Source organism: Gordonia jinghuaiqii (assembly GCF_014041935.1).
GTDB lineage: Bacteria > Actinomycetota > Actinomycetes > Mycobacteriales > Mycobacteriaceae > Gordonia > Gordonia jinghuaiqii.
This window is the reverse complement of the sequence record NZ_CP059491.1, coordinates 2,585,917-2,611,450: the sequence shown is the minus strand read 5'-3', so window position 1 is coordinate 2,611,450 and position 25,534 is coordinate 2,585,917. Positions and strand designations below refer to the sequence as shown.

23 protein-coding genes are annotated in these 25,534 nt (G+C 68.1%); 9 read left to right on the top strand and 14 right to left on the bottom strand.

Annotation, left to right across the window (positions count from 1 at the left end):
- Nucleotides 1-66: 66 nt before the first annotated feature.
- Both H1R19_RS11635 and H1R19_RS11630 read left to right on the top strand, forming a co-directional pair.
- Complete coding sequence (locus tag H1R19_RS11635; protein WP_244970676.1) at nt 67-717, top strand: hypothetical protein; 651 nt, start codon at nt 67-69, stop codon at nt 715-717.
- On the top strand, nt 714-1,334 hold the full coding sequence (locus H1R19_RS11630; RefSeq protein WP_219849079.1) for a hypothetical protein: 621 nt from the start codon (nt 714-716) through the stop codon (nt 1,332-1,334). Before H1R19_RS11635 ends, H1R19_RS11630 begins: the two co-directional genes overlap by 4 nt.
- Here H1R19_RS11630 and H1R19_RS11625 read toward each other — a convergent pair.
- The 3 genes from H1R19_RS11625 to H1R19_RS11615 all read right to left on the bottom strand — a co-directional run bounded on the left by H1R19_RS11625 (nt 1,281) and on the right by H1R19_RS11615 (nt 3,914).
- Complete coding sequence (locus H1R19_RS11625) at nt 1,281-2,519, bottom strand: SPFH domain-containing protein (RefSeq protein ID WP_223205007.1); 1,239 nt, start codon at nt 2,517-2,519, stop codon at nt 1,281-1,283. The two genes, H1R19_RS11630 and H1R19_RS11625, sit on opposite strands and share 54 nt — an antisense overlap.
- Before the next feature lie 32 nt (nt 2,520-2,551).
- Nucleotides 2,552-2,980 (bottom strand): NfeD family protein, encoded by a 429-nt coding sequence (locus tag H1R19_RS11620; RefSeq protein WP_219849078.1) that lies wholly within the window; start codon nt 2,978-2,980, stop codon nt 2,552-2,554.
- Between the two features lie 103 nt (nt 2,981-3,083).
- Nucleotides 3,084-3,914, bottom strand: a complete 831-nt coding sequence (locus tag H1R19_RS11615; RefSeq protein ID WP_188329278.1) for a DUF3097 domain-containing protein — start codon at nt 3,912-3,914, stop codon at nt 3,084-3,086.
- Between the two features lie 141 nt (nt 3,915-4,055).
- Here H1R19_RS11615 and H1R19_RS11610 point away from each other — a divergent pair, with 141 nt between their 5' ends.
- A complete protein-coding gene (locus H1R19_RS11610) occupies nt 4,056-4,934 on the top strand; it encodes a serine/threonine protein kinase (protein WP_219849077.1) in 879 nt (292 codons plus the stop codon).
- An 11-nt stretch (nt 4,935-4,945) separates the two neighbouring features.
- Here H1R19_RS11610 and H1R19_RS11605 read toward each other — a convergent pair whose 3' ends face one another.
- The 8 genes from H1R19_RS11605 to H1R19_RS11570 all read right to left on the bottom strand — a co-directional run bounded on the left by H1R19_RS11605 (nt 4,946) and on the right by H1R19_RS11570 (nt 13,665).
- Nucleotides 4,946-6,055 carry a ferrochelatase gene (locus H1R19_RS11605; RefSeq protein ID WP_188329276.1) on the bottom strand — a complete coding sequence of 370 codons (1,110 nt, stop codon included), beginning with the start codon at nt 6,053-6,055 and terminating at the stop codon, nt 4,946-4,948.
- Entirely contained in the window at nt 6,052-6,891 is an 840-nt protein-coding gene (gene inhA / locus H1R19_RS11600) for an NADH-dependent enoyl-ACP reductase InhA (RefSeq protein WP_188329275.1), read from the bottom strand. Before inhA ends, H1R19_RS11605 begins: the two co-directional genes overlap by 4 nt.
- Before the next feature lie 61 nt (nt 6,892-6,952).
- Entirely contained in the window at nt 6,953-7,687 is a 735-nt protein-coding gene (fabG1, locus tag H1R19_RS11595; protein ID WP_188329274.1) for a 3-oxoacyl-ACP reductase FabG1, read from the bottom strand.
- Nucleotides 7,688-7,772: 85 nt separating this feature from the next.
- Entirely contained in the window at nt 7,773-8,741 is a 969-nt protein-coding gene (locus tag H1R19_RS11590) for a VWA domain-containing protein (protein WP_219849076.1), read from the bottom strand.
- A gap of 4 nt (nt 8,742-8,745) precedes the next feature.
- Entirely contained in the window at nt 8,746-9,684 is a 939-nt protein-coding gene (locus tag H1R19_RS11585) for a DUF58 domain-containing protein (RefSeq protein ID WP_188329272.1), read from the bottom strand.
- The gene (locus H1R19_RS11580; protein WP_188329271.1) at nt 9,674-10,882 is read right to left on the bottom strand and encodes an AAA family ATPase; all 1,209 of its coding nucleotides are present in this window, start codon (nt 10,880-10,882) and stop codon (nt 9,674-9,676) included. Before H1R19_RS11580 ends, H1R19_RS11585 begins: the two co-directional genes overlap by 11 nt.
- A 234-nt stretch (nt 10,883-11,116) precedes the next feature.
- Nucleotides 11,117-12,631, bottom strand: coding sequence for an NlpC/P60 family protein (locus H1R19_RS11575; protein ID WP_188329270.1), 1,515 nt, complete (start codon nt 12,629-12,631; stop codon nt 11,117-11,119).
- A gap of 359 nt (nt 12,632-12,990) precedes the next feature.
- On the bottom strand, nt 12,991-13,665 hold the full coding sequence (locus H1R19_RS11570; protein ID WP_244970675.1) for an Rv1476 family membrane protein: 675 nt from the start codon (nt 13,663-13,665) through the stop codon (nt 12,991-12,993).
- Nucleotides 13,666-14,053: 388 nt separating this feature from the next.
- On the opposite strand from H1R19_RS11570, the gene H1R19_RS11565 reads away from it, so the two are divergent.
- The 4 genes from H1R19_RS11565 to H1R19_RS11550 all read left to right on the top strand — a co-directional run bounded on the left by H1R19_RS11565 (nt 14,054) and on the right by H1R19_RS11550 (nt 20,858).
- On the top strand, nt 14,054-16,897 hold the full coding sequence (locus H1R19_RS11565) for an aconitate hydratase (protein ID WP_188329268.1): 2,844 nt from the start codon (nt 14,054-14,056) through the stop codon (nt 16,895-16,897).
- A gap of 15 nt (nt 16,898-16,912) precedes the next feature.
- Nucleotides 16,913-17,479 carry a TetR/AcrR family transcriptional regulator gene (locus H1R19_RS11560; protein ID WP_188329267.1) on the top strand — a complete coding sequence of 189 codons (567 nt, stop codon included), beginning with the start codon at nt 16,913-16,915 and terminating at the stop codon, nt 17,477-17,479.
- 63 nt (nt 17,480-17,542) lie between these two features.
- Nucleotides 17,543-19,153 carry a GMC oxidoreductase gene (locus H1R19_RS11555; protein ID WP_219849075.1) on the top strand — a complete coding sequence of 537 codons (1,611 nt, stop codon included), beginning with the start codon at nt 17,543-17,545 and terminating at the stop codon, nt 19,151-19,153.
- A gap of 160 nt (nt 19,154-19,313) precedes the next feature.
- A complete protein-coding gene (locus H1R19_RS11550; RefSeq protein WP_219851477.1) occupies nt 19,314-20,858 on the top strand; it encodes an AMP-binding protein in 1,545 nt (514 codons plus the stop codon).
- Nucleotides 20,859-20,869: 11 nt separating this feature from the next.
- Here H1R19_RS11550 and H1R19_RS11545 read toward each other — a convergent pair whose 3' ends face one another.
- Nucleotides 20,870-22,498: an ABC-F family ATP-binding cassette domain-containing protein gene (locus H1R19_RS11545; protein ID WP_188329262.1), complete on the bottom strand. Its 1,629-nt coding sequence runs from the start codon at nt 22,496-22,498 to the stop codon at nt 20,870-20,872.
- A gap of 100 nt (nt 22,499-22,598) precedes the next feature.
- Here H1R19_RS11545 and H1R19_RS11540 point away from each other — a divergent pair, with 100 nt between their 5' ends.
- Entirely contained in the window at nt 22,599-23,411 is an 813-nt protein-coding gene (locus H1R19_RS11540) for an SDR family oxidoreductase (RefSeq protein WP_188329261.1), read from the top strand.
- An 87-nt stretch (nt 23,412-23,498) separates the two neighbouring features.
- Nucleotides 23,499-24,638: a lycopene cyclase family protein gene (locus H1R19_RS11535; RefSeq protein ID WP_219851476.1), complete on the top strand. Its 1,140-nt coding sequence runs from the start codon at nt 23,499-23,501 to the stop codon at nt 24,636-24,638.
- A gap of 4 nt (nt 24,639-24,642) precedes the next feature.
- On the opposite strand, the gene H1R19_RS11530 is transcribed toward H1R19_RS11535, so the two are convergent.
- Nucleotides 24,643-25,065, bottom strand: coding sequence for a metal-sulfur cluster assembly factor (locus H1R19_RS11530; RefSeq protein WP_219851475.1), 423 nt, complete (start codon nt 25,063-25,065; stop codon nt 24,643-24,645).
- Nucleotides 25,062-25,532 carry a Fe-S cluster assembly sulfur transfer protein SufU gene (gene sufU, locus H1R19_RS11525; RefSeq protein ID WP_219851474.1) on the bottom strand — a complete coding sequence of 157 codons (471 nt, stop codon included), beginning with the start codon at nt 25,530-25,532 and terminating at the stop codon, nt 25,062-25,064. The genes H1R19_RS11530 and sufU overlap by 4 nt, the downstream gene beginning before the upstream one ends.
- Between the last annotated feature and the right edge of the window lie 2 nt (nt 25,533-25,534).

The window sequence follows — 25,534 nt, the reverse complement described above, 5'->3', positions numbered from 1 at the left end:
TCTCAGCGCTTCATTTGTCTAGCCACCAGCCTTGATTCTCAGAGATCAAGTACCTAGACTTGAACGATGTTCGTCATGACCGTCGACCAGCGCGGGAGCCGTCGCGATGTCGACCGCGTCGACGCCGTGCTGGCCCGCCTCCGCGACGTCGAGACCGTTCGACCGTTCGAACGTACCGCCGGAGACGAGATCCAGGGCATCCTCGACGACCCGGCGACCACCGCACGGCTCGCGATCGAGCTGACCGCCGACGGCCACTGGAGCGTCGGCATCGGCACCGGACCCGTCGACGAACCACTCCCCGCATCCACCCGTGCCGGCCGGGGGCCGGCGTTCATCAACGCCCGGGACGCGGTCGAGGCCGCCAAACGCCACCGCATCCCCTTCTGCGTCCGAGGCCCGGAGACACGGTGGTGCCGCCACGCACAAACGGCAGGACGGTTGATCGCCGACATCGTGGCGGCGCGCAGCCCCGCGGGGATCGAGGCGGTGGCGGCGATGCGACGCGGACTCACCCAGGTGGAGGCAGCGAGCGAACTCGGCATCACGCCACAGGCGATGAGCCAGCGTCTGCGAGCGGCCGGGTGGGACCTCGAGGCCGATTCGATGGACCTCGTCACCGACGCACTCGCCCTGACCGACCAGAACACGGCGGGCCCGAACACGGCGGGCCAGAACACGACAGGCCAGAACACGACGGCCGGGGAGATGCGATGACCGGCGCTGCGATCGTCCTGCTGGTCCTGACCGCGCTGCTGCCACCGATGTGGGTGCCGGTGGACCGGGCGGTTCGCGACCGCTCCCCGGCGACGGTCGTTCGACGGGTCCGGGCGGCCGGCGCCGTCGGACTCCTCGCACTCGCGTCGGCGACCGCGCTCACCGCCGCCGCGGCCGGGCCGGCGACCGGTTTCCTCGGATCGGCGGCACCGGTCATCGCCGCGGTCGCCGCCGTCACCGGCGGCGGACCCGTCGTGCGAGCCGTGCTCGCGGCCGGCGGCGTCGGCACCGGGCCCAATCCCGCCCCGAACCCCGATCCTGCACCGAACCCGGATTCCGCACCCACAGACCCCGACCCCGCACCGACCGGCACGCCCGCCGATGTGGGACCGCTGCGCGGCGGCCGGGTCATCGGCTACCTCGAACGGCTCGCGGTCGTGACGACGCTGATGGCGGGCTGGCCGGAGGGGCTCGCGATCATCCTGGCGGTCAAGAGCCTGGCCCGCTACCCCGAGCTACGCGCGCCCCACGCGTCGGAGCAGTTCATCATGGGCACCTTCGCGTCAGTGCTCTGGGCGGTCGGGCTGGCCGGTGTCGACCACCTGGTCACCCACTGATCCGCTCTCCGACCGCAAGCCCGGATCGAGGATCGCATCCAACGACGACTGACGCGATGCGCGCGCCGCCCGGGCGGTGATCTCGGGGGCGACCGGTGTCCGGGCGACCGCCTCGGCCTCCGCCACCGCCTGTGCCACCTTGGGATCCGAGGCGAGCGAGAACCAGTCCTCGGTCTCGGACTCGTCGATCGGCGAGGGCGGGGAGTCGGTCGGCTCATAGCGGAACACGCCGTCATCACCCTGCACGCCGAACGACTTGGCGAATCCCTGGAGCGCCGAACCGAAGTCGGACGGCACCACCCAGACCTTGCTGCCCTCGCCCTTCGCCATCTCGGGCAGTTGCTGCAGGTACTGGTAGGCCAAGAGCTCGGGGGTCGGTTTGGCCGCCTTGATCGCCGCGAAGGTCTTCTCGATGGCCTTCGCCTCGCCCTGCGCGTTGAGGTACGCCGCCGCGCGGTCGCCCTGCGCACGCAGGATGCGTGACTGGCGCTCGGCCTCGGCGCCGAGAATCGCCGCCTGCTTGGAGCCCTCGGCGGCCAGGATCAGCGACTGCTTGTTGCCCTCGGCCGTCTTGATCGCCGACTCACGCTGACCTTCGGCGGCCAGGATCGTGGCCCGCTTCTCGCGGTCGGCCTTCATCTGCTTCTCCATCGATTCCTGGATCGACGGCGGCGGCATGATCGACTTGAGTTCGACCCGGGCGACGCGCAGTCCCCAACGGCCCGTCGCCTCGTCGAGGACTCCGCGCAGTTGCCCATTGATGGAGTCGCGCGAGGTCAGGGTCTCCTCGAGGGTCATCCCGCCGACCACGTTGCGCAGAGTCGTGATCGTGAGCTGTTCGACGCCGGCGATGTAGTTGTCGATCTCGTACACCGCGGACCGCGGATTGGTGACCTGGAAGTACACGACCGTGTCGATGGACAGGGTGAGGTTGTCCTCGGTGATCACCGGCTGCGGCGGGAACGACACCACCCGCTCACGGATGTCGACCCGCGCCCGAATGCGGTCGACGAACGGCAACAGCAGCGTGAGCTGGCCGGAAACGGTACGGGTGTACCGGCCGAGTCGCTCGATGACAGCCGCCTCCGCCTGTGGGATCAGCGCGACGGACTTGACCAGCACCACCACCACGAGCAGCACCAGCAGGACAGCCACCACGAGCCCGAAGATCTCGTACTCCTTCATCGATCAACCTTTCTGCGGAAGGTCCGGCGCCTCTAGGAGTGCCAGACCACCGCCGTCGCACCGTCGATTTCCACGACGGTGACCCGGGTTCCCGGTGCGATCACCTGCTCGGGGTCCATCGTGCGGGCCGACCACACATCGCCGTCGATCTTGACGCGGCCGTCGCGTGAGTCGACCTGTTCGGTCACCAACGCCGACCGGCCCTCGAGCGCCTCGGTGTTCATGAGCACAGCAGGACGGGTGAGCATGTGGCGGCGGGCGATGGGACGCACCGCAACCAGCAGCAACACCGACACCAACGCGAACACGAGGCCGTCGACCCAGAGCGGCGCGTCGAACGCGAAGTCGACACCGGCCGCGGCGAACGCACCCCCGGCGAGCATGAGCAGGACCAATTCGCCACCGAACATCTCTGCGACCACCAAGACGATCGCGGCTGCCAACCACAGCAGGGCGCTCATGGGTCCAGTCTGCCAGACATGTCCGACCGGACCGCCTGAGTCGACCCCGCCCCCACGCGGGGGTGGAACCGGTCGCGGCGCCGGGAGTCGTCGATCGGCGAGATCAGCTGGGCTCTTCGGCGGCGGTCACGAAGTCGATGAGTTCCTCGACCGACCGCAGCAGTGGCACCTCGAGATCACGAAAACTGCTGACACCGGCGAGGACCCGGCGCCACCCGTCACGCGGGGAACCCCAGCCCAGCTCGGCGCACACGCCGGTCTTCCAGTCGGTGCCACGGGGGATCTTCGGCCACGCGTCGATCTTCACCGACGCGGGTTTCACCGCTTCCCACACATCGATGTATGGATGGCCGCAGACGAGGACGTGCTCGCCGACCTCGGCGGTGAGTTTGGCCTCCTTGGACCCGGCCACGAGGTGGTCGACGAGAACCCCGGCCCGACGATGCGGTGCCGGCTCGAACTCGGCGAGCGCATCGTCGAGGTTGTCGAGACCGTCGAGGCTGACCACGACGACACCTTCGCCGCGCAGGTCGTCGCCCCACACGCGCTCGAGCAGTGTCGCGTCGTGCACACCTTCGACGAAGATGCGGCTCGCCCGTGCGGTGCGCGCCCGGGTTCTCGGTGCCGCCCGCGATCCCGAGGCGGTCATGGCGGGTTGCTGTTGGGGTCCCCGGGTGCGCGGACGGACGAGTGTCACCGTCCGTCCGTCGATGAGGAACGCGCCGGGATGCATCAGGAACACCCTGGTCTGGCCGCGGCGGTCCTCGAGCCGGACCAGGTCGCCGGCGTAGCTCTTCTCGAGGCCGACCACGGCACCGCAGAATCCGGTGGCGGCATCCTCCACGACGAGGTCCCGGTCGGCGGCGACCTCGACCGGTCGAGGCTTGGCCCGACGGGGCTGGGACAGCACGTCGCGCCCGTACCGGTCATTCATCGCGCACCACCTTCTCTCCTCGCGCAAGTCATCGCGCGGGCAGACACACCGCGCGCGCCCAACACCGTATGCACACGCACCGCCCGGACCCGGTTGCCACGCCCGACCGTGATGAAGCCCGACCGGTATCCTGGCCTCTTGATGAATCGCAGCGAGATCCTCTCCACCACCGTCGCGTGGCCGACGTGCGCACTGGGCGCATGGTCGGCGGCGTGGATCGCCGGGCGCTGCTCCCCCGACGACGTGATCTCCGCGCTCGCCGAGTCCGCCGACCGTCACGAGGTGCACCGACGGAACGAGGTGCACGAGCGCAACGATGGTCGCGCCGCCGCCCAAGAGCTGTCGCCGCCAACCGGATCCGCGAACGGTGCCCTGGATCTCCTCGGCCTGCTGCGTTCGGCGGACGCTCTCGTCGTGCGCCTGCCGTCGACGGGTGATCCACAGGGGCTACCGCCCCACCCCGCGACGTCGGCGGCACTCGTCGCGGGTGAGGTGTTGCTGGTCGAGCGCAGGGAGGCCGACGCCGGCGGGACTCTGGCGCTGATCCCCGAACTCGTGACCCAGGCCGCCGATCCCCCGCACGTCACCTGCCGATGGTCGGTGTTCCGGTACGACACCACCCTCGATCTCGGCCACCTGGTGTCGGCGGGGCCGACGGCGGGCGATCTGGAATATCAACTGCAACAAGCGGTTCGCGATGCGGCACGGATCATCGGTGGTCTCGGGGGTCGCCGGTCGACCGACGCCACCGATCTCCGGGTGCAGTTGGCGGGCCTGACCGCCCGGCATCGGGTGTCGCTACCGTCGCACGCTCGGGACGCGAGATCCACCAGACTGATCGACACCGCCGCACAGGTGGAGGCCATCGTCGATCTCGCGGGCGCACGCCGCGTCGAGATCGGTGACAGTGCGGGCCAATGGGATTCCGGCGATTCGACCCTTCGCGGACTACAGATCCTGACCCGGTCCGCGCGGGCGGCGGCGGTCAACCACACGATCCTCGAACTGTTGCGTCGCTGAGGACCACCCGGTCAGGAGGGCTGCGCGACCGCCGGCCGGGTCGGGCGCGCGGCAGGGACGCAACACCTCTCGCGACATGTCCGGCCGTTGTCGCCGCACCCCATCGCCGACAGGTCACCCGCCCCGGTGGCGTAGGTCTCGACGAAGTCGCCGATCATCTCGATGAACCGCGGATCGGTTCCGACCGTGTCGGCGCGGACGTAATCCATGCCCAGCCGCTCGGCGACGTCGGCCGCCTCGTTGTCGAGGTCCCACACCACCTCGAGGTGATCGGAGATGAAGCCGACCGGGTACACCACGACGCGTCGGACTCCCTGTGCGTGCAGATCTTCCAGATGGTCGCAGATGTCGGGCTCGAGCCACGGGATCTGCGGGGGCCCCGACCGCGACTGCCAGACCTGGTCGAAGTCGGCGACTCCCAGCGCGTCGGCGACCGCCTGCGACGCCGCCATGACCTGTCGTGAGTACAGACCACCGCCGTCGGCCGCCGGGCCCGACGCGGCGTCGGCCGAGTTCGGCACCGAGTGCGCGGTGAACACCAGTCGCGGTGCGACCTCGCCCGGACCGAGCTGGTCCACCGCCCGGCGGACGGCGTCCGCACCTGCGGCGACGAAGGCCGGATGCGACCAGTACTGCGGGAGTTTGCGCAGCAGTACCGATCCCGCGGGCGTCGCGCTGGCGGGTTCGCGTTCGGCGAGCGCGGCCACGGCGCGGGCGATGTCCTCGTGGTACTGCCGGCAACCGGAGTAACCGCCCCAGGCCGAGGTGGGGAACACCAGGATCCGACGATGCCCTGACCGGTACATCTCCGCGAGGGTGTCCTCGACCATCGGATTCCAGTTGCGGTTGCCGAAATACACCGGGAGATCGATGCCCCGCCTGCCCAGGTCGGCACGCAGGGCGTCGATCATGTCCAGGTTGAGCCGGTTGATCGGCGACACACCACCGAAGTGCAGGTAGTGTTCGGCCACCGACTCCAGCCGCTCGCGGGGTATGCCCCGTCCCCTGGTGACGTTCTCCAGGAACGGCATCACGTCCTGAGGACCGTCCGGCCCGCCGAAGGACAGGAACAGGACGGCATCGAAGGGCACGGGACCACCCGGCGCGAGTGAGGAGGTCATGAGCCGCTGGTCATGCCCTCCGGGAACCACGTGTTGTGGCTGGCGCCGCCGTCGACGTAGACGATGGAGCCTGTCGTGCCGGGAAGCCAGTCGCTGAGCAACGCGCACACCGACTTCGCGACGACGGTCGGGTCGTCGACGTCCCAACCGATCGGCGAGGCGCCGTCCCAGTACTCGTTGAGCATGTTGAGCTGCTTGGCGTCATCGGTCGCGGTGCCCGCGATGGCCTTGGCGGCCAGGGTCTTGATCGGCCCGGCGGCGACGAGGTTGGACCGGATGTTCTTGGCGTCGCCCACTTCTCGCGCCACATAGCGGTTCACCGACTCGAGTGCGGCCTTGGCCACGCCCATCCAGTTGTAGTAGGGCATCGCGGTGCGCGGATCGAAGTCCATGCCGACGATGGAACCGCCCTCGTTCATCGCGGGCAGCACGGCGCGGGCCAGCGAGGCGTAGCTCCAGGCCGAGATCTCGAAGGCCTTGGCGGCGTCGGGGCCCGGAGCCTCCAGGAACGGCTTGGCCTCGGGACCCATCAGGGTGCGGGGCGCGAAGGCGATCGAGTGCATGACGCCGTCGATGCCCTGCGGGGCGAGCTCGGAGATCTTTCCGGCCAGCGCGTCGAGGTCCTCCTCGTTGGTGACGTCGAGCCCGATGGCCGGCGGCACCTCCTTCGGCAGGCGCCTGGCGATACGGTCGATCAACCGCAGCCGTTCCGGGATGCCGGTGATGATCACCGTCGCACCCTGTTCCTGCGCCATGGCGGCCGCATGGAAGGCGATCGATGCATCGGTGATGATGCCGGTGATGAGGACGGTCTTCCCGTCCAGGATTCCGCTCACGAAGATGTGCTCCTGGGATCGACGTTGATTGAGTTGCTGATGGTCTTCTCCGGCGTTCGGCTCAGTGGCCCATGCCCATGCCGCCGTCGACGGGGATGACCGCACCGGAGATGTAGCCGCCCTGATCCGAGGCGAGGAAGCTGATCGCCGCGGCGACGTCCTCGGGCTTACCGGTACGGCCGAGCGGGATGGCCTGCTTGGCCATCTCGATGTAGCGGTCCTCCATCGACGCGGTCATGTCGGTCTCGATGAAACCCGGCGCGACGACGTTGGAGGTGATGTTGCGCGAGCCGATCTCGCGGGCGATCGAGCGGGCCATACCGATCAGACCGGCCTTCGACGCGGCGTAGTTCACCTGGCCGGGGATGCCCGACATCGCGACCACCGAGCCGAGGAAGATCATGCGGCCCCACTTGGCGCGCTGCATCCCCTTCGTCGCACGCTTGGCGCACCGGAACGCGCCGGTCAGGTTGGCGTCGATGACCTTCTCGAAGGACTCCTCCGACAAGCGCATGAGGAGCATGTTCTCGGTGATGCCCGCGTTGGCCACGAGGATCTCGACCGGGCCCTGGTGCTGCTCGACCTCGGTGAACGCGCGGTCGACCGACTCGGAGTCGGTGACGTCGCACTTCACTCCGAACAGGCCTTCGGGGGCACCGGAACCGCGATGGGTGACCGCGACCTTGTGACCGTCGGCGGCCAGGCGCTGGGCCACGGCGAGACCGATACCACGGTTGCCGCCGGTGACCAGGACCGACCGGGAAGGATTCTGAGCTTCGTTGCTAGCTGCCGTCATGGGTGTTCAACCTATCCGTTCTCGTTGCGTGGTTGGCGCGCCGCCTCGCCCGGGGAGCCCTCTGGGCACGCCGGCAGCGCCCCGATCAGGGCAGCCGACGGTTGATCGCCAGCGCTGCGAACGCCGACACCAGCGCAAACAACGTACCCGCGATCAGCCAGGGCTTCGAATTGTCCCCCCGACGGGTCTCGTAGCCGATCTCGTTCTGCAGTTTCTCGTAGACCTTGTTCAGTTCGTCGAGGCTCGAGGCGGTGAAGAAGTCGCCGCCGGAGAGGTTCGCGATCTTGCGGAGCGAATCGTCGTCGACGGGGACCGGCACCCGATCACCCTCGAGTTCGACGGTGCCCGTCCTGGTCCCGAAGGAGATCGTGGAGACCGGGATCTTCTCCTCCTTGGCCTTGCGGGCCGCGGTGAAGGCGCCACGCGGGTCGTCCGGGTCGTCGGGAACGGTCTCCTTGCCGTCGGAGAGCAGCACGATGCGTGCCGGGGGCGCACCCTCGGTACCGCCGAGCACCGCGTTCAGCGTGCTGATCTGCTGCAGCGCGGCGAAGATGCCCTCGCCCGTCGCGGTCTTGTCGTCGAGGCGCAGTTTGTCCACGGCGACCTTGGTCGCGTTGTGGTCCGGTGTCGGCGACACCAGACTCGCGGCGGTCCCGGCGAACGAGATCAGCCCGAGGTTGATGCCCTCGGTCAGCTCGTCGGCGAACTTCTTGGCGGCCTCCTGCGCGGCCTTGATCCGCGACGGGGACACATCGGTGGCGTTCATCGAGCGGGACACGTCCATCACCAGGACCACGGTCGCCTTGTTGCGGGGAACCTTGCGATCGGCCTGCGGCCCCGACAGCGCGACCGTGAGCAGGATGAGCGCAACGATCAGGAGGGCGATCGGCAGGTGCCGCAGCCGGTTCCGGTCGGCAGGTGCGACCGACTTCAGGAGATCGAGATTGGCGAAGGTCAGTGCTCGCTGCCGGCGGCGACGCAGCATGTACACGTAGGCGACGCCGAGGAGCACTACCACGAGAAGCAGCAACAACCACCAGGGACTGGACAACATGGGGCTACCCCACCCCCGCAGCCAGGCCGCGACGGCGCCGGGCGATGAACTTGACGATGTCGGTGATCCACTCGCGATCGGTGCGCAGCGTCAGCGTCGACCCGCCGCAGCTGCGCAGGGTGCGATGCACCCGCTGCTGATGGGCGCGGGCCGCGGCCTCGAAGTCGCGGCGGAGTTCCTCGGTGATCGTGACGTCGTGGATCTCGCCGGACTCGGCATCGGCCAGGGTGACCTCCCCGATCGGCGGGAGTTCGAGGTCACGGGGATCGAGCACCTCGACCGCGAGCAGTTCGTGGTGGGCGCCGATCGCCCGCAGGGACCGCTCCCAGTCGATCGGCCCCAGGAAGTCGCTGATGACGACGGCGAGTCCTCGACGACGCTGCGGGCGGCGGAGCGCCTCGATACCCGCCTTGAGGTCACCGCGGACACCGGGTGCGCTGCGTCGCGTCGTCGCGATCGTCTTCAGGAGGTTCTGCGCGTGCGCTCGGCCGGCACGAGCCGGCACCCGGACCACGTCGTCGCCGGTGACCACCAGGGCTCCGTGACGGTTGCCGCCGCCGGTCGTCAGGTGGACCAGTGCCGCCGCCGCGGCGACGGCCAGGTCACGCTTGGTGCATCCGACGGTGCCGAAGTCCAGACTCGCCGACGCGTCGACGACGAGCCACGTCTCGAGCTCGCGGTCGGCGATCATCTGACGCACGTGGGGCTGCGTGGTGCGCGCGGTGACCGACCATTCCATGCGGCGCACGTCGTCGCCCGGCTGGTAGGCGCGGGACTCCCCCGGTTCGGAGCCCGGACCGGGAATGAGTCCGAGGTGCTCACCCTGCAGGACGCCGTCGAGCTTGCGGCGCACGGTGAGCTCCAACATCTTCAGAGCCGCGGTGAGCTGAGGCTCCTCGAGCAGTCCGGCACCGAGGCTCGGTAGATCCCGGTTAGCCGCCATACTGCGATGAATTCCGGTTCACCGGGGACGAGTTCGGGTTCACCGGGCCGGCCGACTGCGGAACCTGCTGCGCGGCATAACCATTCGTGCCCTGCGGGCCGCCGGGCGCCTGAGTCTGCGGACCCGGTCCCGACGGGTAGGACCCCTGCGCGACCGGCTGCGCGCCGACCTGCGGCAACCCGACGGTCTGCAGTACCCGGGTGATCACCTGGTCGGCGTCGATTTCGTCGGCGAGGGCGTCATAGGACAGCACGAGGCGGTGACGCAGCACGTCGGGCATGATCTCGACGACGTCCTGCGGGATAACGTAGTCGCGCCCGCGGACGAGTGCCAGTGCACGCGCGGCGGCGACGATGCCGAGAGTCGCACGCGGCGACGCACCGTAGGACAGCCAGGACGCGACGTCGTTGAGTCCCAGTTCGGCCGGGCGGCGGGTGGCATTGATGACGCGGACGACGTAGTCGACGAGGGCGTGGTGCACGAAGACGTTGGAGGCGGTCTTCTGCAGCCGGAGCATCGCGGCCGGGTCGAGAACCTGCGAGGCGGTCGGCGGGACATTGCCCATCCGGTAGACGATCTCGCGCTCCTCCTCGACGGAGGGATAGTCGACGAGCACCTTGAACAGGAAACGGTCGCGCTGGGCCTCCGGCAGCGGGTAGACACCCTCGTTCTCGATCGGGTTCTGGGTCGCCATCACCAGGAACGGATCGGGCATCGCGTAGGTCTTTCCGCCGATCGACACCTGCCGCTCGGCCATGACCTCCAGCAACGCCGACTGCACCTTGGCCGGGGCGCGGTTGATCTCGTCGGCGAGCAGGAAGTTCGCGACGACGGGTCCGAGTTCGGTGTCGAACTCCTCGCGGCCCTGACGGTAGATGCGGGTACCGATGAGGTCGGTGGGCACCAGGTCCGGGGTGAACTGCACTCGGGAGAACGAGCCGCCGACCACTCGCGCGAACGTCTCGACCGCGAGCGTCTTGGCGACGCCGGGCACACCTTCGAGGAGGATGTGCCCACGTGCGAGGAGACCGACGAGGATCCGCTCGACGAGCTTGTCCTGGCCGACGATGACGCGCTTGACCTCATAGATGGCCCGCTCGAGCAGGGCCGTGTCGGCATCGCTCAGCACCGCGGAGTCGGGCCCCGGCGCCCCGGGATCCCCCGTTGACGCCTTGTCGAGGGAGTGCGATTCGGTCAACCCGTGCTCCTGTTCCTCTGTGCTGTGACCGCATCGCTGTTCGGGCGATGATGCGTCACCGGTGGTCGCGCGACTCGCGGGGTTGCTCAGGGCTGCGCTTCGCGCTGTCGCTGCGGACTGCGCTTCGCGCAGGGCGAGTCCCCGCGTGCTTGTGCCAGCCTAGCCGTGACAACTGAAAAGGTGCCAAGAAGCTCGCGCGGGTGTCGTCGATCGTGGGGCCGACGACTCCTCTCCTCAGAGCAGACGAACCACGTTCGGCATCGCGCCGGAGGTGCGCAGCGTCGACACCTTGACCACGTCACCGGACTGCGGCGCCTCGACCATCTTGTTGTCGCCGAGGTACAGGGCGACGTGCGCGCTGGCGTTGGGGCCGTAGAAGATCATGTCGCCGCGACGGATCTGCGACAACGGGAACTGCGGACCCGACGTGTACTGGTAACCCGTGTAGTGCGGCAGTTCGATGCCGACACCGGCGAAGGCGTAGATCATCAGACCCGAGCAGTCGAAGCCGACCTTGTTGTAGTCCCCGTAGCTGTCGGCCACGCCACCGTCGCGGATGCCCTGCGTCGGACCGTTGGCATCACCGCCGCCCCACGCGTACTGCACGTTGAGCTGAGACAGCGCGCGGTTCACGACGATCTCGATCGCCTGCGGTCCACGTAGGCCGGGCCGCACCATGCCGCCGCCACCGCCGGACGAACTACCGAACAAGGTGCCGAGGCTTCCCGATCCGAGGCGTGCACTCAGGGTGTCGGCCCCGCTGCTGCCGGTGATGTCGGCGCCGCCGATACCGAGTTCGTTCAACAGTTCCGACTGCGGGAGTTGTTGCTTGCCGACCAGTGCCGCGAGGACGGACTGTCCGACGTCGACGGCCAGCCGTGCGGCCGCCTCCGCCGCGACCGCGATCGCCTGGTTGTCGGTGGCCGGTGTGGTCGGCAACAGACCGGCCACGCCCGGTGACCCCGGCGAGGACGGCGAGGACGGGAACAGATTCGAGAGCAGATCCCTGGCCGACGGGCCTTCGACGGTCTTTTTCGGAACGTAACCGCGGATCGTGTTGAGCCGCTTCTGCACCCGGTCGCGTTCGGTCACCAGGGTGACCTTGCGCTTCTGCTGCGAGGCGATGGCGTTCTTCGCCTCGGTGACCGCGGACATCGCGTCGCGCTTGCGCTGTTCTGCGCTCTTCGCGGCGAAGGAGGCCTGACGACGTGTCGCCTCGACCGCGGCGACGCGATTGGCCTTCTGGTTGCGGGCGACCTGGAGGCGCCGGATCATCTCCTGCTGCTTCTTGCCCACCTGGTCGAGCAGTTTCATGCGATCGAGTACGGCCTGCGGGTCCGGCGAGGAGACGTAGTTCGACATCGACCCCTGCTCGGCGCCCTGCTGGTAGGCCAGTCGCGCGAATCGGTCGAACGACTTCTGTGCATCGACGACGGCCCGGCCCGCGCGATCGAGTTCGGAGCGGGCACCGCGGGCCGCGACCGTGGCGAGTCGTTTCTGGGCGAGAGAGTTCTGGAAATCGACGATCGAACGGTTGACGGTCTCCTGTCGGGCGGCCAGCGCCTGGTCGAGATCGGCGATGTCCTGGTTGACCGTCGCGATCCGGTTGATCAGGTCGGAGACAGGCGACGGCGGTGCCTTCTTCGGCGCGGCTGTCGCATGCCCCGCACCGACAGCGCAGATGAGAACGACGGCCAGGGCCGCCGAGACGCGCGCCGTCCACGACGCACCTGTTCTTTCTCGTCTCACCCGGTACTCCTCGCGATTGTGCGGGGATTCGCCGATCCCCGGTCAGGTGACCTCCCGGGCCCGGTGGACCACGATGATCACGCACTTCACTTCAGTCACACATGACCCTGCAGGGAACACAGGCAACATGCGTGACATCAGAACCGTACGACACATCAACCACACGCGAAAACCGCCTTCGCGAATTACAAAGGCGTGATTACCTGGGAAAATGCCGTGAACTGGCAAAAGATCCGACCACGGACGAGGTCTCAAATTGGCAACGCGCCGCGAGACATCCCGGAGAACCCCGAGCCCGCCGCATTCCACCGCGCCCGGCGCTGACGGATCGGTGTGGACAACCGATCAGAAACGGTCGCTCAGAGTGATTTCGAGCCGGTCGACGGCGCGTCACCGCGACCGGCCGGAGAGGCCCCGGAACCGACGGCGTCGGCCTTCGGTTCATCGGTGTGAGACTGACCGGGGTGAGACTCACCGGTCCGGACCACGGGCCCCAGCGGACCGGCCGCAGCAGCGGTGCGCGCACGGACCGCGCGCAACCGTGCCAGCACGGCGCCCACGACGACGACGAGGATCAGCCCGAGGCCCACGAGGGTCCAATCGACGTTCGGTCCGGTCATCGTGTCGATCATCTGACGCGCCGCACCGGGCGGATCGGTGAGGACCAGCCCGTCGGTGGCCTGTTCCTGGACGACCCGGCTGAACTCCGGCGAGGAGGTGCCCACCGAGTTCGGCCCCAGGACGATGACCGTCCCGCCGACCTGCTCCTGCAGCTGATTGGCGATGTCACGGTAGAGCGTGAAGCGCGGCTGCATCTGATCGATGACGACGAAGCTGACGTCGTGGCCCTTGTCCTTGGCGTACTCGACGACCTCGAGCATGGCGGGCAGCTGCTCGGGCGTCGCGCCGGCGACCGCGTCGTCGGCGATGTCACGCGAGAGTTGGGTCATGTCGACGCCGACCAGACCCGTGAGCTCGGTGTTCCCGGCCGTGTCGGGCGCAGCCCACACCGAGGTCGTCGTCTCCGGACCCATCAACGCCACCCTGCCTCTCGGAATCGCGACGAGACGTCGCGAGAAGAACTCCCACCAACCAGGTTTGCCGACCATTGAACGAACGGACACCCCACGCTCGCCAAACCCCGACCTGCACCGTACGACACAATGGAGAAGTCTGGGTATTCGAGTACGAGCGGCGTGGGCACGGCGCGTCGTCGAGCCCGGCTTTGTAACAGTACGCCCGTACTGTTAGACTGAACGGCGTTGCCGCGGGTAGCCCCCGTGGACATCGCCAGGCACCGGCGCAGCCCGCCGGTGCGGGCGCCAGGTCGACGACCGTGGCCACACGGTCGAGGCGCGAGCCGACCCGGTCCCACTGATCGCAACCGGATCATCGAGCATCGCCGGCGCAGCCCGCCGGCACATGAGGAGAGTGGATTTAGACGTGAGTATCAATTCCTTCGGCGCCCGCGGCACTTTGGACGTCGGCGACAACAGCTACGAGATCTACCGTCTGAACGCCGTCGAGGGCGCCGGCAAACTCCCCTACGCTCTGAAGGTCCTGACCGAGAACCTCCTGCGCACCGAAGACGGCAAGAACATCACCAAAGAGCACATCGAGGCTCTCGCGAGCTGGGACCCGAACGCCGAGCCGAGCATCGAGATCCAGTTCACCCCCGCCCGGGTGATCATGCAGGACTTCACCGGCGTGCCCTGCATCGTCGACCTCACCACCATGCGTGACGCGGTCAAGGAACTCGGCGGCGATCCGGACAAGGTCAACCCCCTCGCGCCTGCCGAGATGGTCATCGACCACTCCGTCATCATCGAGGCCTTCGGCAACGCCCAGGCCTTCGAGCGCAACGTCGAGATCGAGTACCAGCGCAACGAAGAGCGCTACAAGTTCCTGCGCTGGGGCCAGGGCGCCTTCGACGACTTCCGCGTCGTGCCGCCGGGCACCGGCATCGTCCACCAGGTCAACATCGAGCACCTGGCCCGTTCGATCATGGTCCGCGACGGTGTGGCCTACCCCGACACCTGCATCGGCACCGACTCGCACACCACGATGGAGAACGGCCTCGGCGTCCTGGGCTGGGGCGTCGGCGGCATCGAGGCCGAGGCCGCAATGCTCGGACAGCCGGTCTCGATGCTGATCCCGCGCGTCGTCGGCTTCAAGCTCACCGGCTCGGCCAAGCCGGGCGTCACCGCCACCGACGTGGTCCTCACCATCACCGAGATGCTGCGCAAGCACGGTGTGGTCGGCAAGTTCGTCGAGTTCTACGGCAACGGTGTCGGCGAGGTCCCGCTCGCCAACCGCGCCACCATCGGCAACATGAGCCCCGAGTTCGGCTCCACCTGTGCGATGTTCCCCATCGACGAGGAGACCGTGAAGTACCTGCGGCTCACCGGCCGTAGCGAAGAGACGCTCGCCCTCGTCGAGGCCTATGCCAAGGAACAGGGCATGTGGCTCGAGAGGGATGCCGAGGAGGCCGTGTACTCGGAATACCTCGAACTCGACCTCGCCGACGTCGTGCCGTCGATCGCCGGCCCGAAGCGTCCGCAGGACCGGATCGAGCTGTGGGACGCCAAGAACGCCTTCCGCAAGGACATCCACAACTACGTCGAGAACGGCAACTCCGCGCCCCACAACGGGGTCGACGAATCCAACGAGGAGAGCTTCCCGGCCTCGGATGCACCGTCGGTCAGCCCGGACGCCGCGAAGCTGTCCTTCGCCGAGGACGACGCCGAACCGCTGCATTCGGCCGCCATCAACGCCGAGGGCCGTCCGACCAAGCCGGTCCGGGTGGAGTCCGAGGAGCGCGGCTCGATGATCCTCGACCACGGCATCGTGACCATCGCCTCGATCACCAGCTGCACCAACACCTCCAACCCGTCGGTCATGCTGGGCGCGGCCCTGCTCGCCAAGAAGGCCGTCGAAAAGGGCCTGACCTCCAAGCCATGGGTCAAGACCTCGATGGCACCGGGTTCGCAGGTCGTCACCGGCTACTACGAGAAGTCCGGCCTCTGGCCGTACCTGGAGAAGCTCGGCTTCTACCTCGTCGGCTACGGCTGCACCACGTGCATCGGCAACTCGGGTCCGCTGCCCGAGGAGATCTCGAAGGCGATCAACGAGCACGACCTGACCGCCACCGCGGTGCTCTCGGGCAACCGCAACTTCGAGGGTCGCATCAACCCCGACGTGAAGATGAACTACCTCGCGTCGCCGCCGCTGGTCATCGCCTATGCACTGGCCGGCACGATGGACTTCGACTTCGAGACCGACCCGCTGGGCCAGGACACCGACGGCAACGACGTGTTCCTCAGGGACATCTGGCCGACCAACGAGGAGATCGAGGCGACCATCGCCTCGTCGATCTCGCCGGAGCAGTACGCCTCGGATTACGCCGACGTCTTCAAGGGTGACGAGCGCTGGCAGAACCTGCCCACGCCGTCGGGCAAGACCTTCGAGTGGGACGAGAAGTCCACCTACGTGCGCAAGCCCCCGTACTTCGAGGGCATGCAGCGTGAGCCGTCGCCCGTCTCCGACATCAAGGGCGCACGCGTTCTCGCCAAACTCGGCGACTCGGTCACCACCGACCACATCTCCCCCGCGTCGACGATCAAGCCCGGCACCCCGGCCGCGCAGTACCTCGACGCCAACGGTGTGGCCCGCAAGGACTACAACTCGCTGGGTGCCCGTCGCGGCAACCACGAGGTGATGATCCGCTCGACCTTCGGCAACATCCGCCTGCAGAACCAGCTGCTCGACGGTGTCACCGGCGGTTACACCCGCGACTTCACGCAGGAGGGCGCACCGCAGTCGTTCATCTACGACGCCGCGCAGAACTACGCCGAGCAGAACATCCCGCTCGTCGTGCTCGGCGGCAAGGAGTACGGCACCGGATCCTCGCGTGACTGGGCCGCCAAGGGCACCAGCCTGCTGGGCGTCAAGGCGGTCATCACCGAGAGCTTCGAGCGCATCCACCGCTCGAACCTGATCGGTATGGGCGTCATCCCGCTGCAGTTCCCCGAGGGCGAGTCGCACAAGTCGCTGGGCCTCGACGGCACGGAGACCTTCGACATCACCGGTATCGAGGAGCTCAACAACGGCACCACGCCGTCGACCGTGCACGTCACCGCCACCAAGGAAGACGGCTCGAAGGTGGAGTTCGATGCCAAGGTTCGCATCGACACCCCCGGTGAGGCCGATTACTACCGCAACGGAGGCATCCTGCAGTACGTGCTGCGCAACATGATCAAGAGCTGACAGGAGGCACGCGACGTGCCCAAGGTCAGCGATGACCGGCTTGCCGCGCGTCGTCGGGAGATTCTCGACGGCGCGCGGCATTGCTTCGCGGAGTACGGATACGACGGCGCGACCGTCAAACGGATCGAGGAGTCCACGGGCCTGTCCCGCGGCGCGATCTTCCATCACTACCGGGACAAAGAGGCGTTGTTCCTCGCCCTCGCGCGGGAGGACGCCGAGCGCATGGCCGACGTGGCGGCCGAACAGGGGCTGGTCCAGGTCATGCGTGACATGCTCACGCGGCCACAGGATTTCAACTGGCTCGGAACCCGCCTCGAGATCGCGCGAAAGTTGCGCACCGACAACAGGTTTCGCGCCGAGTGGCTGGCCCGGTCGGCGGAGGTCGAGCAAGCGACACTGAGCAGGCTCGAGCGCGGACGGCAGGCCGGCAGGCTCCGCGACGACGTCCCCACAGATGTTCTGCTCAACTATCTCGACCTGGTTCTCGACGGTCTCATCACGCGTCTGGCCACCGGGCAGCCCACCGACGATCTCCATGCGGTGCTCGATCTGGTCGAGGAATCGGTGCGAGCGCACGACTGAGCCTTCACATCCGCGGCGGATTAGGTCTTCCTAATTTTGGTTAGCATTAGCTAAGCTTCTCGCGTGAACCTCGACACATCGGGTCCTGTGGTCCCTCGCCGGACCGTGATCCGCTCCGCGGCCGGCGCCGTCGCCCTCGCCGCGCTGGCGGCCACCGCGACGCCCGGACGTGCTGCGCCCGGACGCACCGCCATCGTCATCGGCACCGGCTTCGGCGGGTCGGTGGCCGCGCTGCGGCTGGGCGAGGCCGGTTACACCACCACCGTGTTCGAACGCGGACGGCGCTGGCCCATCCGTCCGGACGGCAACACCTTCGCGACGTTCTCGAACCCGGACAAGCGCGCGGCATGGTTCGGCAGCCGGGCCGGCGCCAACAATGCGACCGCCATCCCGGTCGAACCGTATCCGGGCGTGCTCGACCACGTGGTCGGCAACGGCATCGAAGCGGTCTACGGCGCCGGGGTCGGCGGCGGGTCGCTGGTGTTCGGCTCGTTCACGCCCGTCCCGCGTCGACGGGACTTCGAGCACGTCTTCCCCGCCGCGGCAGACTATTCCGAACTCATGGCGACCTACTACCCGCGCGCCAAGCGCACCCTCGGCGTCTCACCACTTCCCAACGACATCCTGTCCCACCCGAACTATGTGGGAGCCCGGAGCTGGCTGAAGGTCATCGCCCGCTACGGTGCGAACCCCCACTTCTTCGACTTCGCGATCGACTGGGACATCGTGCGCGCCGAGATCGCCGGCCGCAGGAGCCCGTCGGTCATCGTCGGTGAACTGAGCTACGGGGTGAACAGCGGCGCCAAGAAGTCGACCGACCGCACGTATCTGGCTGCTGCCGAGCGGACCGGCAACGTCACGATCGCACCCATGCACGAGGTCTTCGACATCCGTCCACGCGCGCGACGTGCGGGCTTCGTCGTGACGGCACGTGTTCGGGACGAGCAGGGACGGACCATCCGGACGGTGACCGCCGAGGCCGACCATCTCTTCATGGCGGCCGGCTCGTTCCACACGACCCGAATGCTCGTCGAAGCACGGGCCAAGGGGTCTCTGCCCCGGTTGTCGCCGCGTATCGGCGACGGTTTCGGGACCAACGGCGACTTCCTCACGATCCGGACCAATCCGTCCGACGACTTCGGGTCGGTGCAGGGCGGTCCGGGTTACGCACGGATCTACGACGATCATCTGTCCGACACCCCGATGTCGATGGTCTACCAGGCGACGCCGCTACCGGCGCCTCTCGGCAAGGCCGGGACCACACACCTCGTCCAGACCCACACCGACGAGCGCGGGACGGTCGACTTCGACCACACCACCCGCACCGCGCGGCTCACCTATCCGTACCCGGAGGGAAGCAACGACGTCGATCGGCAGGCGGCATCGTTCATCAGCCGTTTCCATCAGCGCACCGAGGTACGGTACGGCCGCCCGGCCAACGGAGTCCCGGTCTACCCGCGGGCCGTCGGATTCGGTTCGGCGAGTACCTATCACGGGCTCGGCGGGGTCGTCATGGGACAGGCCGCCACCATGAACGGGGCGGTCCGCGGATACGACAACCTCTACGTCGTCGACGGCTCGTTCGTCCCCGGGGCGGTCGGACTGGTGAACCCCGCTCTGACGATCACCGCGCTCGCCGAACGCACCATGGATCGTTTCCTCGCGACCCACTGAGCAGCGCCCCGAACCGCGGCCCGGACAGCGCCCCGGCCCGACGCCCACGCGACGATGAAACCGGACACGGACGCTAGGGTACTGTGACACACGACACCCGAACGATCGCTAGATAGCGGACGGGCGGGTGAACGATCCCTTCGTCTCGAGGAGTACCCCCTTGTTCCCTGGAGTCTTCGCGAAGTCCACTCCGGACAAGCCCGCCGTCATCCGCGCCGCCACCGGCGAGCAGCTGACCTACCGAGAACTCGACGAGAACTCGACACGGCTCGCCAACTATCTCGAATCCCTTGGCCTGCAACGTGGTGACAACATCGCGGTGGTCTCCGCCAACGACTTCCACGTCTTCGAGGTGTACTGGGCCGCGCTGCGCAGCGGCCTCTACGTGACCGCGGTCAATCATCACCTCACCGCCGCCGAGACCAACTACATCCTCACCGACTGCAACGCGCAGGTCCTCTTCGCCGGCGCCTCGGTGGTCGACGCGGTGTCCGCCACCGGCGAGATCGAGGCCCTCACCGGCCCCGGTCGCCGGATCGTCTGGGGCGGCGACCTCGACGGCTTCGAGACCTACGACAAGGTCCTCGCGAACGCGTCCGCCGAACCGCGCATCGACCAGCCCCGCGGTACCGACATGCTGTACTCGTCCGGCACCACCGGGCGGCCCAAGGGGATCAAGACACCGATGCCCGAGGGACAGGTCGACCAGGTCCCCGACATGTACACGGCGATCTTCGCCCCGATGTACGGCTTCGACGACACCTCGGTCTACCTCTCCCCCGCACCGCTGTATCACGCTGCGCCCCTGCGGTATTGCGGGATGACCAACTCGGTCGGCGGCACGGTGGTCATGATGGACCGGTTCGAGCCCGAGGCGGCGCTCGCGGCCATCGAGAAGTACAAGGTCACCCACAGCCAGTGGGTGCCGACCATGTTCATCCGCATGCTCAAGCTGCCCGCCGACGTGCGCGCCAAGTATGACGTCAGCAGCCTGAAGATCGCCGTCCACGCCGCCGCGCCGTGTCCGATCGAGGTCAAGCGGGCGATGATCGAGTGGTGGGGCCCGGTCGTCTACGAGTACTACGCGTCCACCGAGGCGGCCGGCGCCACCTTCATCGGGCCGCAGGAGGCACTCGACCACCCCGGCTCGGTCGGCAAGCCGCTGCTGGGCGTCGTCCACATCTGCGACGAGGACGGCAAGGAACTACCGACCGGCGAGGTCGGGCAGGTGTTCTTCGAACGCGAGGACGTCACCTTCCAGTACCACAACGACCCAGAGAAGACCCGCAAGGCGCAGCACCCCGAGCATCCGAACTGGTCCACCACAGGCGATGTCGGCTATGTCGACGCCGAGGGCTACCTGTACCTGACCGACCGCAAGGCGTTCATGATCATCTCCGGCGGGGTGAACATCTACCCGCAGGAGGCCGAGAACGTCCTGATCAACCATCCCGCGATCTTCGACGTCGCGGTGATCGGCGTCCCCGACCCGGACCTCGGCGAGGTCGCCAAGGCGTGCGTCCAGCTCGCCGAGGGCTACGCACCGTCGGATGAGCTCGCCGACGAGCTGATCGCCTTCACCAAGGAGAACATCGCGGCGTACAAGGCACCGCGGTCGGTCGACTTCGTCGACGAGCTGCCGCGGACACCCACCGGAAAGCTGGTCAAGGGCGACCTGCGCAAGAAGTACTGGCCGGCCGGCTGATCCACGAGGGGTCAGGCGAGCTCGATGAGCTCCTGATACTCCTCGCTCCAGTGGTCCTCGGTGCCATCGGGCAACAGGATCACACGCTGGGGATCGAGAGCGGCAGCTGCGCCGGGGTCGTGCGTCACCAGGACGACGGCCCCGGTGTAGCTGCGCAGTGCGTCGAGGACCTGCTCACGCGAGATCGGGTCGAGGTTGTTGGTCGGCTCGTCGAGCAGCAGGACGTTGGCCGCTGAGGAGACGAGTCCGGCCAGGGTCAGTCGGGTCTTCTCACCACCGGACAGGGTGCCGGCCGGCTGATCGAGCTGCGGGCCGGTGAACATGAACGCGCCCAACAGGCTTCGGAGTTCCTGCTCGCCGGCGTCGGGGGCCGCGTGGCGGATGTTCTCCCACACACTCGCCTGGTCGTCGAGGGTGTCGTGCTCCTGCGCGAAGTAGCCGATCTTGAGCCCATACCCGGGTTCGAGTCGGCCGGTGTCGGGCTTCTCCACGCCCGCAAGCATTTTCAGCAGCGTGGTCTTACCGGCACCGTTGAGGCCCAGCACGACGACGCGGCTGCCCTTGTCGATGGCGAGGTCGACACCGGTGAAGATCTCCAGCGAGCCATAGCTCTTCGAAAGACCGGACGTCATCAGCGGGGTCTTGCCGCAGGTGGCGGGCTCCGGGAAACGGATCCGCGCGGTGCGATCGGCCACCCGCTCGTCGTCGAGCTCGTCGATCATCCGCTCGGCGCGTTTGAGCATGTTCTGCGCCGCGGTGGCCTTGGTCGCCTTGGCGCCCAGCTTCGCGGCCTGCGTCCGCAGTGCCGACGCCTTCTTCTCGGCATTGGCACGTTCACGGCGTCGACGCTGTTCGTCGGTCGCGCGCGCGTCGAGGTACCGCTTCCAGGTCATGTTGTAGATATCGGCCTCGCCGCGGACGGCGTCGAGGAACCAGACACGGTTGACGACGTCGCTGAGCAGCTCGACGTCGTGGCTGATCACGACCAGCCCGCCCTCGTGGTTCATCAGGAAGCTGCGCAGCCAGGCGATCGAGTCGGCGTCGAGGTGGTTGGTCGGCTCGTCGAGCAGCAGGGTGGTGTCGGACTTGCCGGAGCCGTCTGAGGCCGCGAACAGGATGCGCGCGAGTTCGATGCGTCGACGCTGACCACCCGAGAGCGTGCGCAGGGGCTGGTTGAGGACACGGTCCGGAAGGCCCAGGCTGCTGCAGATGCGGGCGGCCTCGGATTCCGCCACGTAACCGCCGAGGGACGAAAAACGTTCCTCGAGGCGGCCATAGCGGGCGACGGCCTTGTCCCGGAGTTTGTCGTCGACGGCCTCGGCCATCGCCGCCTGCGCCTTCTCCATGTCGCGCAGGATCTCGTCGAGTCCACGCGCGGAGAGAACCCGGTCCTTGGCCAGGACGTCGAGGTCGCCCTCTTTGGGGTCCTGCGGGAGGTAGCCGAGCTCACCGGAACGACGGATGGAGCCGGCGTAGGGCTCGGTCTCCCCCGCCAGGATGCGCAGCGTGGTGGTCTTTCCGGCACCGTTGCGGCCGACGAGGCCGATCCGGTCGCCGGGCTGGATGCGTAGGGCGTCGCCGGGCGCCGACAACAGGGTCCGAGCGCCCGCTCGTACCTCAAGGTCGGTGGCGGTGATCACGACGTACCAGTCTACCGGTGCGACGACCGTGCTTTGTCCACCCGAGAGCCCGATGGCGCCGCCACCGAGTGGGCACACGGTGACACGGTGGACCGATACGGTGGGCAGCGTGACGCAATCCACAACGATCTCGCAGAATTTCCCCCAGACATCCGACCTCACGGGCCGTTCCGCGCTCGTCACCGGAGCCAGCCGCGGTATCGGCGAGGCCATCGCCACCGAACTCGCCCGACGCGGCGCCTCGGTGGTCATCACGAGCCGCAAGGCCGGACCCCTGGAGGAGGCCGCCGAGCGAATCCGCGCGGCGGTCCCCGGTGCCACGGTGTCGGCGTGCGCCGCCAACACCGGCGAGGCCGATGACCGCGCCGCGGCCGTCGCGGCGACCGTCGCCCAGGGCGGCGGCATCCACATCCTCGTCAACAACACCGGCATCGCGCCCCTCGCCGGACCGCTCATGGACGCCGATCTCGGGGCCTACCGCAAGACCTTCGACACCAACGTCGTCGCCGCGCTCGGTTTCGTCCAGGAGGCGTACAAGGCGGGCATGAAGGACACCGGCGGGTCCGTGGTCAACATCGCCTCCGTCGCCGGGCTGCGCTCGACAGGGGTCATCGCCGCGTACGGCACCTCCAAGGCCGCACTGATCCGTCTCACCGCCGAACTCGCGTGGGAGCTCGGACCGAACATCCGCGTCAACGCGATCGCGCCGTCGATCGTGCGCACCAAGTTCGCTTCTGGCCTCATCGAGGGCGAGAACGAGGCCCGGGCGGCCAACTCGTACCCGATGAAACGCATCGGCGAGCCCGAGGACGTCGCCCGTGCCGTCGCGTTCCTCGCGAGCGACGAGTCCGCGTGGATCACCGGCGAGACACTCGCCGTCGACGGTGGCATGCTGGCCACCGGCGGTTCGTGACACGTCTGGTCCGGACAGACAGGGTCAGGACAGGCAGGGTCGGGACGGGTCCCCGTCCGGATCGACACTCGTAACGAAGGACGGTGTGTGAGCTCTGGAGTCATCGTCGCGGGGGCCGGTCCGGCCGGTCGCGCACTCGTGCACCGACTGGTGCGCGCAGGAGTACCGGTCACGCTGGTCGATCCGAACCCCGAGCGGGTCTGGCGGTCGACCTTCGCCTGCTGGTCCGACGAACTCCCCGACTGGATCGATTCCGCGGCCTTCGCGGCACGGATGGATCGCATCGGCGTCGCCGGTCGCGGTCTGGAGGAGGTGGCCCGCGGGTACACCGTGTTCGACACCCCCGGTCTGCAGCGCTCGCTGAGCGTCGACGGGGCGCACGTCGTTGCGTCTCGCGTCTCCGAGATCGACGGCGCGAGAGTGCATCTCGACGACGGCACGGTCCTGACCGCCGATGCCGTCGTCGACTGCCGGGGCGCGCTCCCCCACGACGCTCCCAGACAGACCGCGTATGGGGTCGTCGTCGACGAGGCCGCCGCCGCACCGGTTCTCGAGGGGCACCAAGCGCTGCTGATGGATTGGCGCGGTGGGGCCGAGGATCGCCGGGCGTTGCCGTCGTTCCTGTACGTGGTGCCGCTCGGCGGTGGCGAGTACCTGCTGGAGGAGACCTGCCTGGCCGGGTATCCCGCGCTGGGACTCGACGAGCTGCAGCGACGACTCGAGAACCGGCTCGGAGGCATGCCGACCGATATCCGCCGCGTCGAACACGTCGCGTTCCCGCTCACCGGGTCGTCGCCGCAACCGTGGCGCGATCGCCCGTTCTGCTTCGGTGCCGCAGGCGGTTTCAAGAATCCGACGACCGGCTACAGCGTCGCGACGTCGCTGATGTGCACCGACGCGGTGGTCGCCGCCCTCGCGGCGGGACAGGACCCGACTCGGGCGCTGTGGCCGACCGCCACACGCGCCGTACACAACCTGCGGTTGCGCGGGCTCAGTGCACTGCTGCGGCTGAGCCCGTCGCAGACCGTCGCGTTCTTCGAAGCCTTCTTCGCTATGCCGATCCCCGCCCAGCGCGCCTACCTGAGCGACCGCGGCGACCTGACCGGCACGATGGGCGCGATGACCCGGGTGATCAAGGCCGTCGACATGCGTACCCGCACAGTCGTCGCGCGGGGCGCCATGGCCAAGCCGTCGTGGGCCGGCGATACCGCCGGGACCCCGCTCTAGACGTCTAGACGGTGAAACCGAGTGCGCGCAACTGCTCGCGGCCGTCGTCGGTGATCTTGTCCGGCCCCCACGGCGGCAGCCAGACCCAGTTGATCTCGAGCTCGGTGCACAGGCCGCTGCCGACGAGGGCTCCGCGCGACTGGTCCTCGATCACGTCGGTCAGGGGGCAGGCCGCCGAGGTGAGCGTCATGTCGATCTTCGCGACGGCGTCGTCGGTCACCTCGATGCCGTACACCAGGCCGAGGTCGACGACGTTGATGCCGAGTTCGGGGTCGACCACGTCGCGCATGGCCTCTTCGACGTCCTCGATGGCCGGCAGCGAGGTCGCCGGGGCAGGCGGCGTTCCGGTGACGCCCGTGTCGGTGGCGGTGACCGCAGAGTCTGCGGCCGCGGGAACGTCGGTGGCTGTGATGGTCTCGTCACTCATGCTGTTTCTGCTTTCGTGGTGTCGTGGCTGTCGACGGTCTGGGCGAGCGCGTCCTTGAACGCCATCCAGCCCAGGAGGGCGCATTTGACGCGCGCCGGATACTTGCTGACCCCGGCGAAGGCGATGCCGTCGCCGATGACATCCTCGTCGCCGGCGTCCTTGCCTCGGGACGTCATCATCGCGCTGAACGAGTCGACGGTGGCCAGCGCCTCGGTCACCGCCTGCCCGACGATCAGGTCGTGCAGCACCGACGTCGACGCCTGGGAGATCGAACAACCCTGTCCGTCGTAGGAGACGTCGGCGATGGTGGCGCCGTCGTCGGTCACCGCCACGCGCAGGGTCACCTCGTCTCCGCACGTCGGGTTGACGTGATGGACCTCCGCACCGAACGGGTCGCGAAGACCCCGACCGTGCGGGTGTTTGTAGTGGTCGAGGATGACTTCCTGGTACATCTGCTCCATCCGCATGG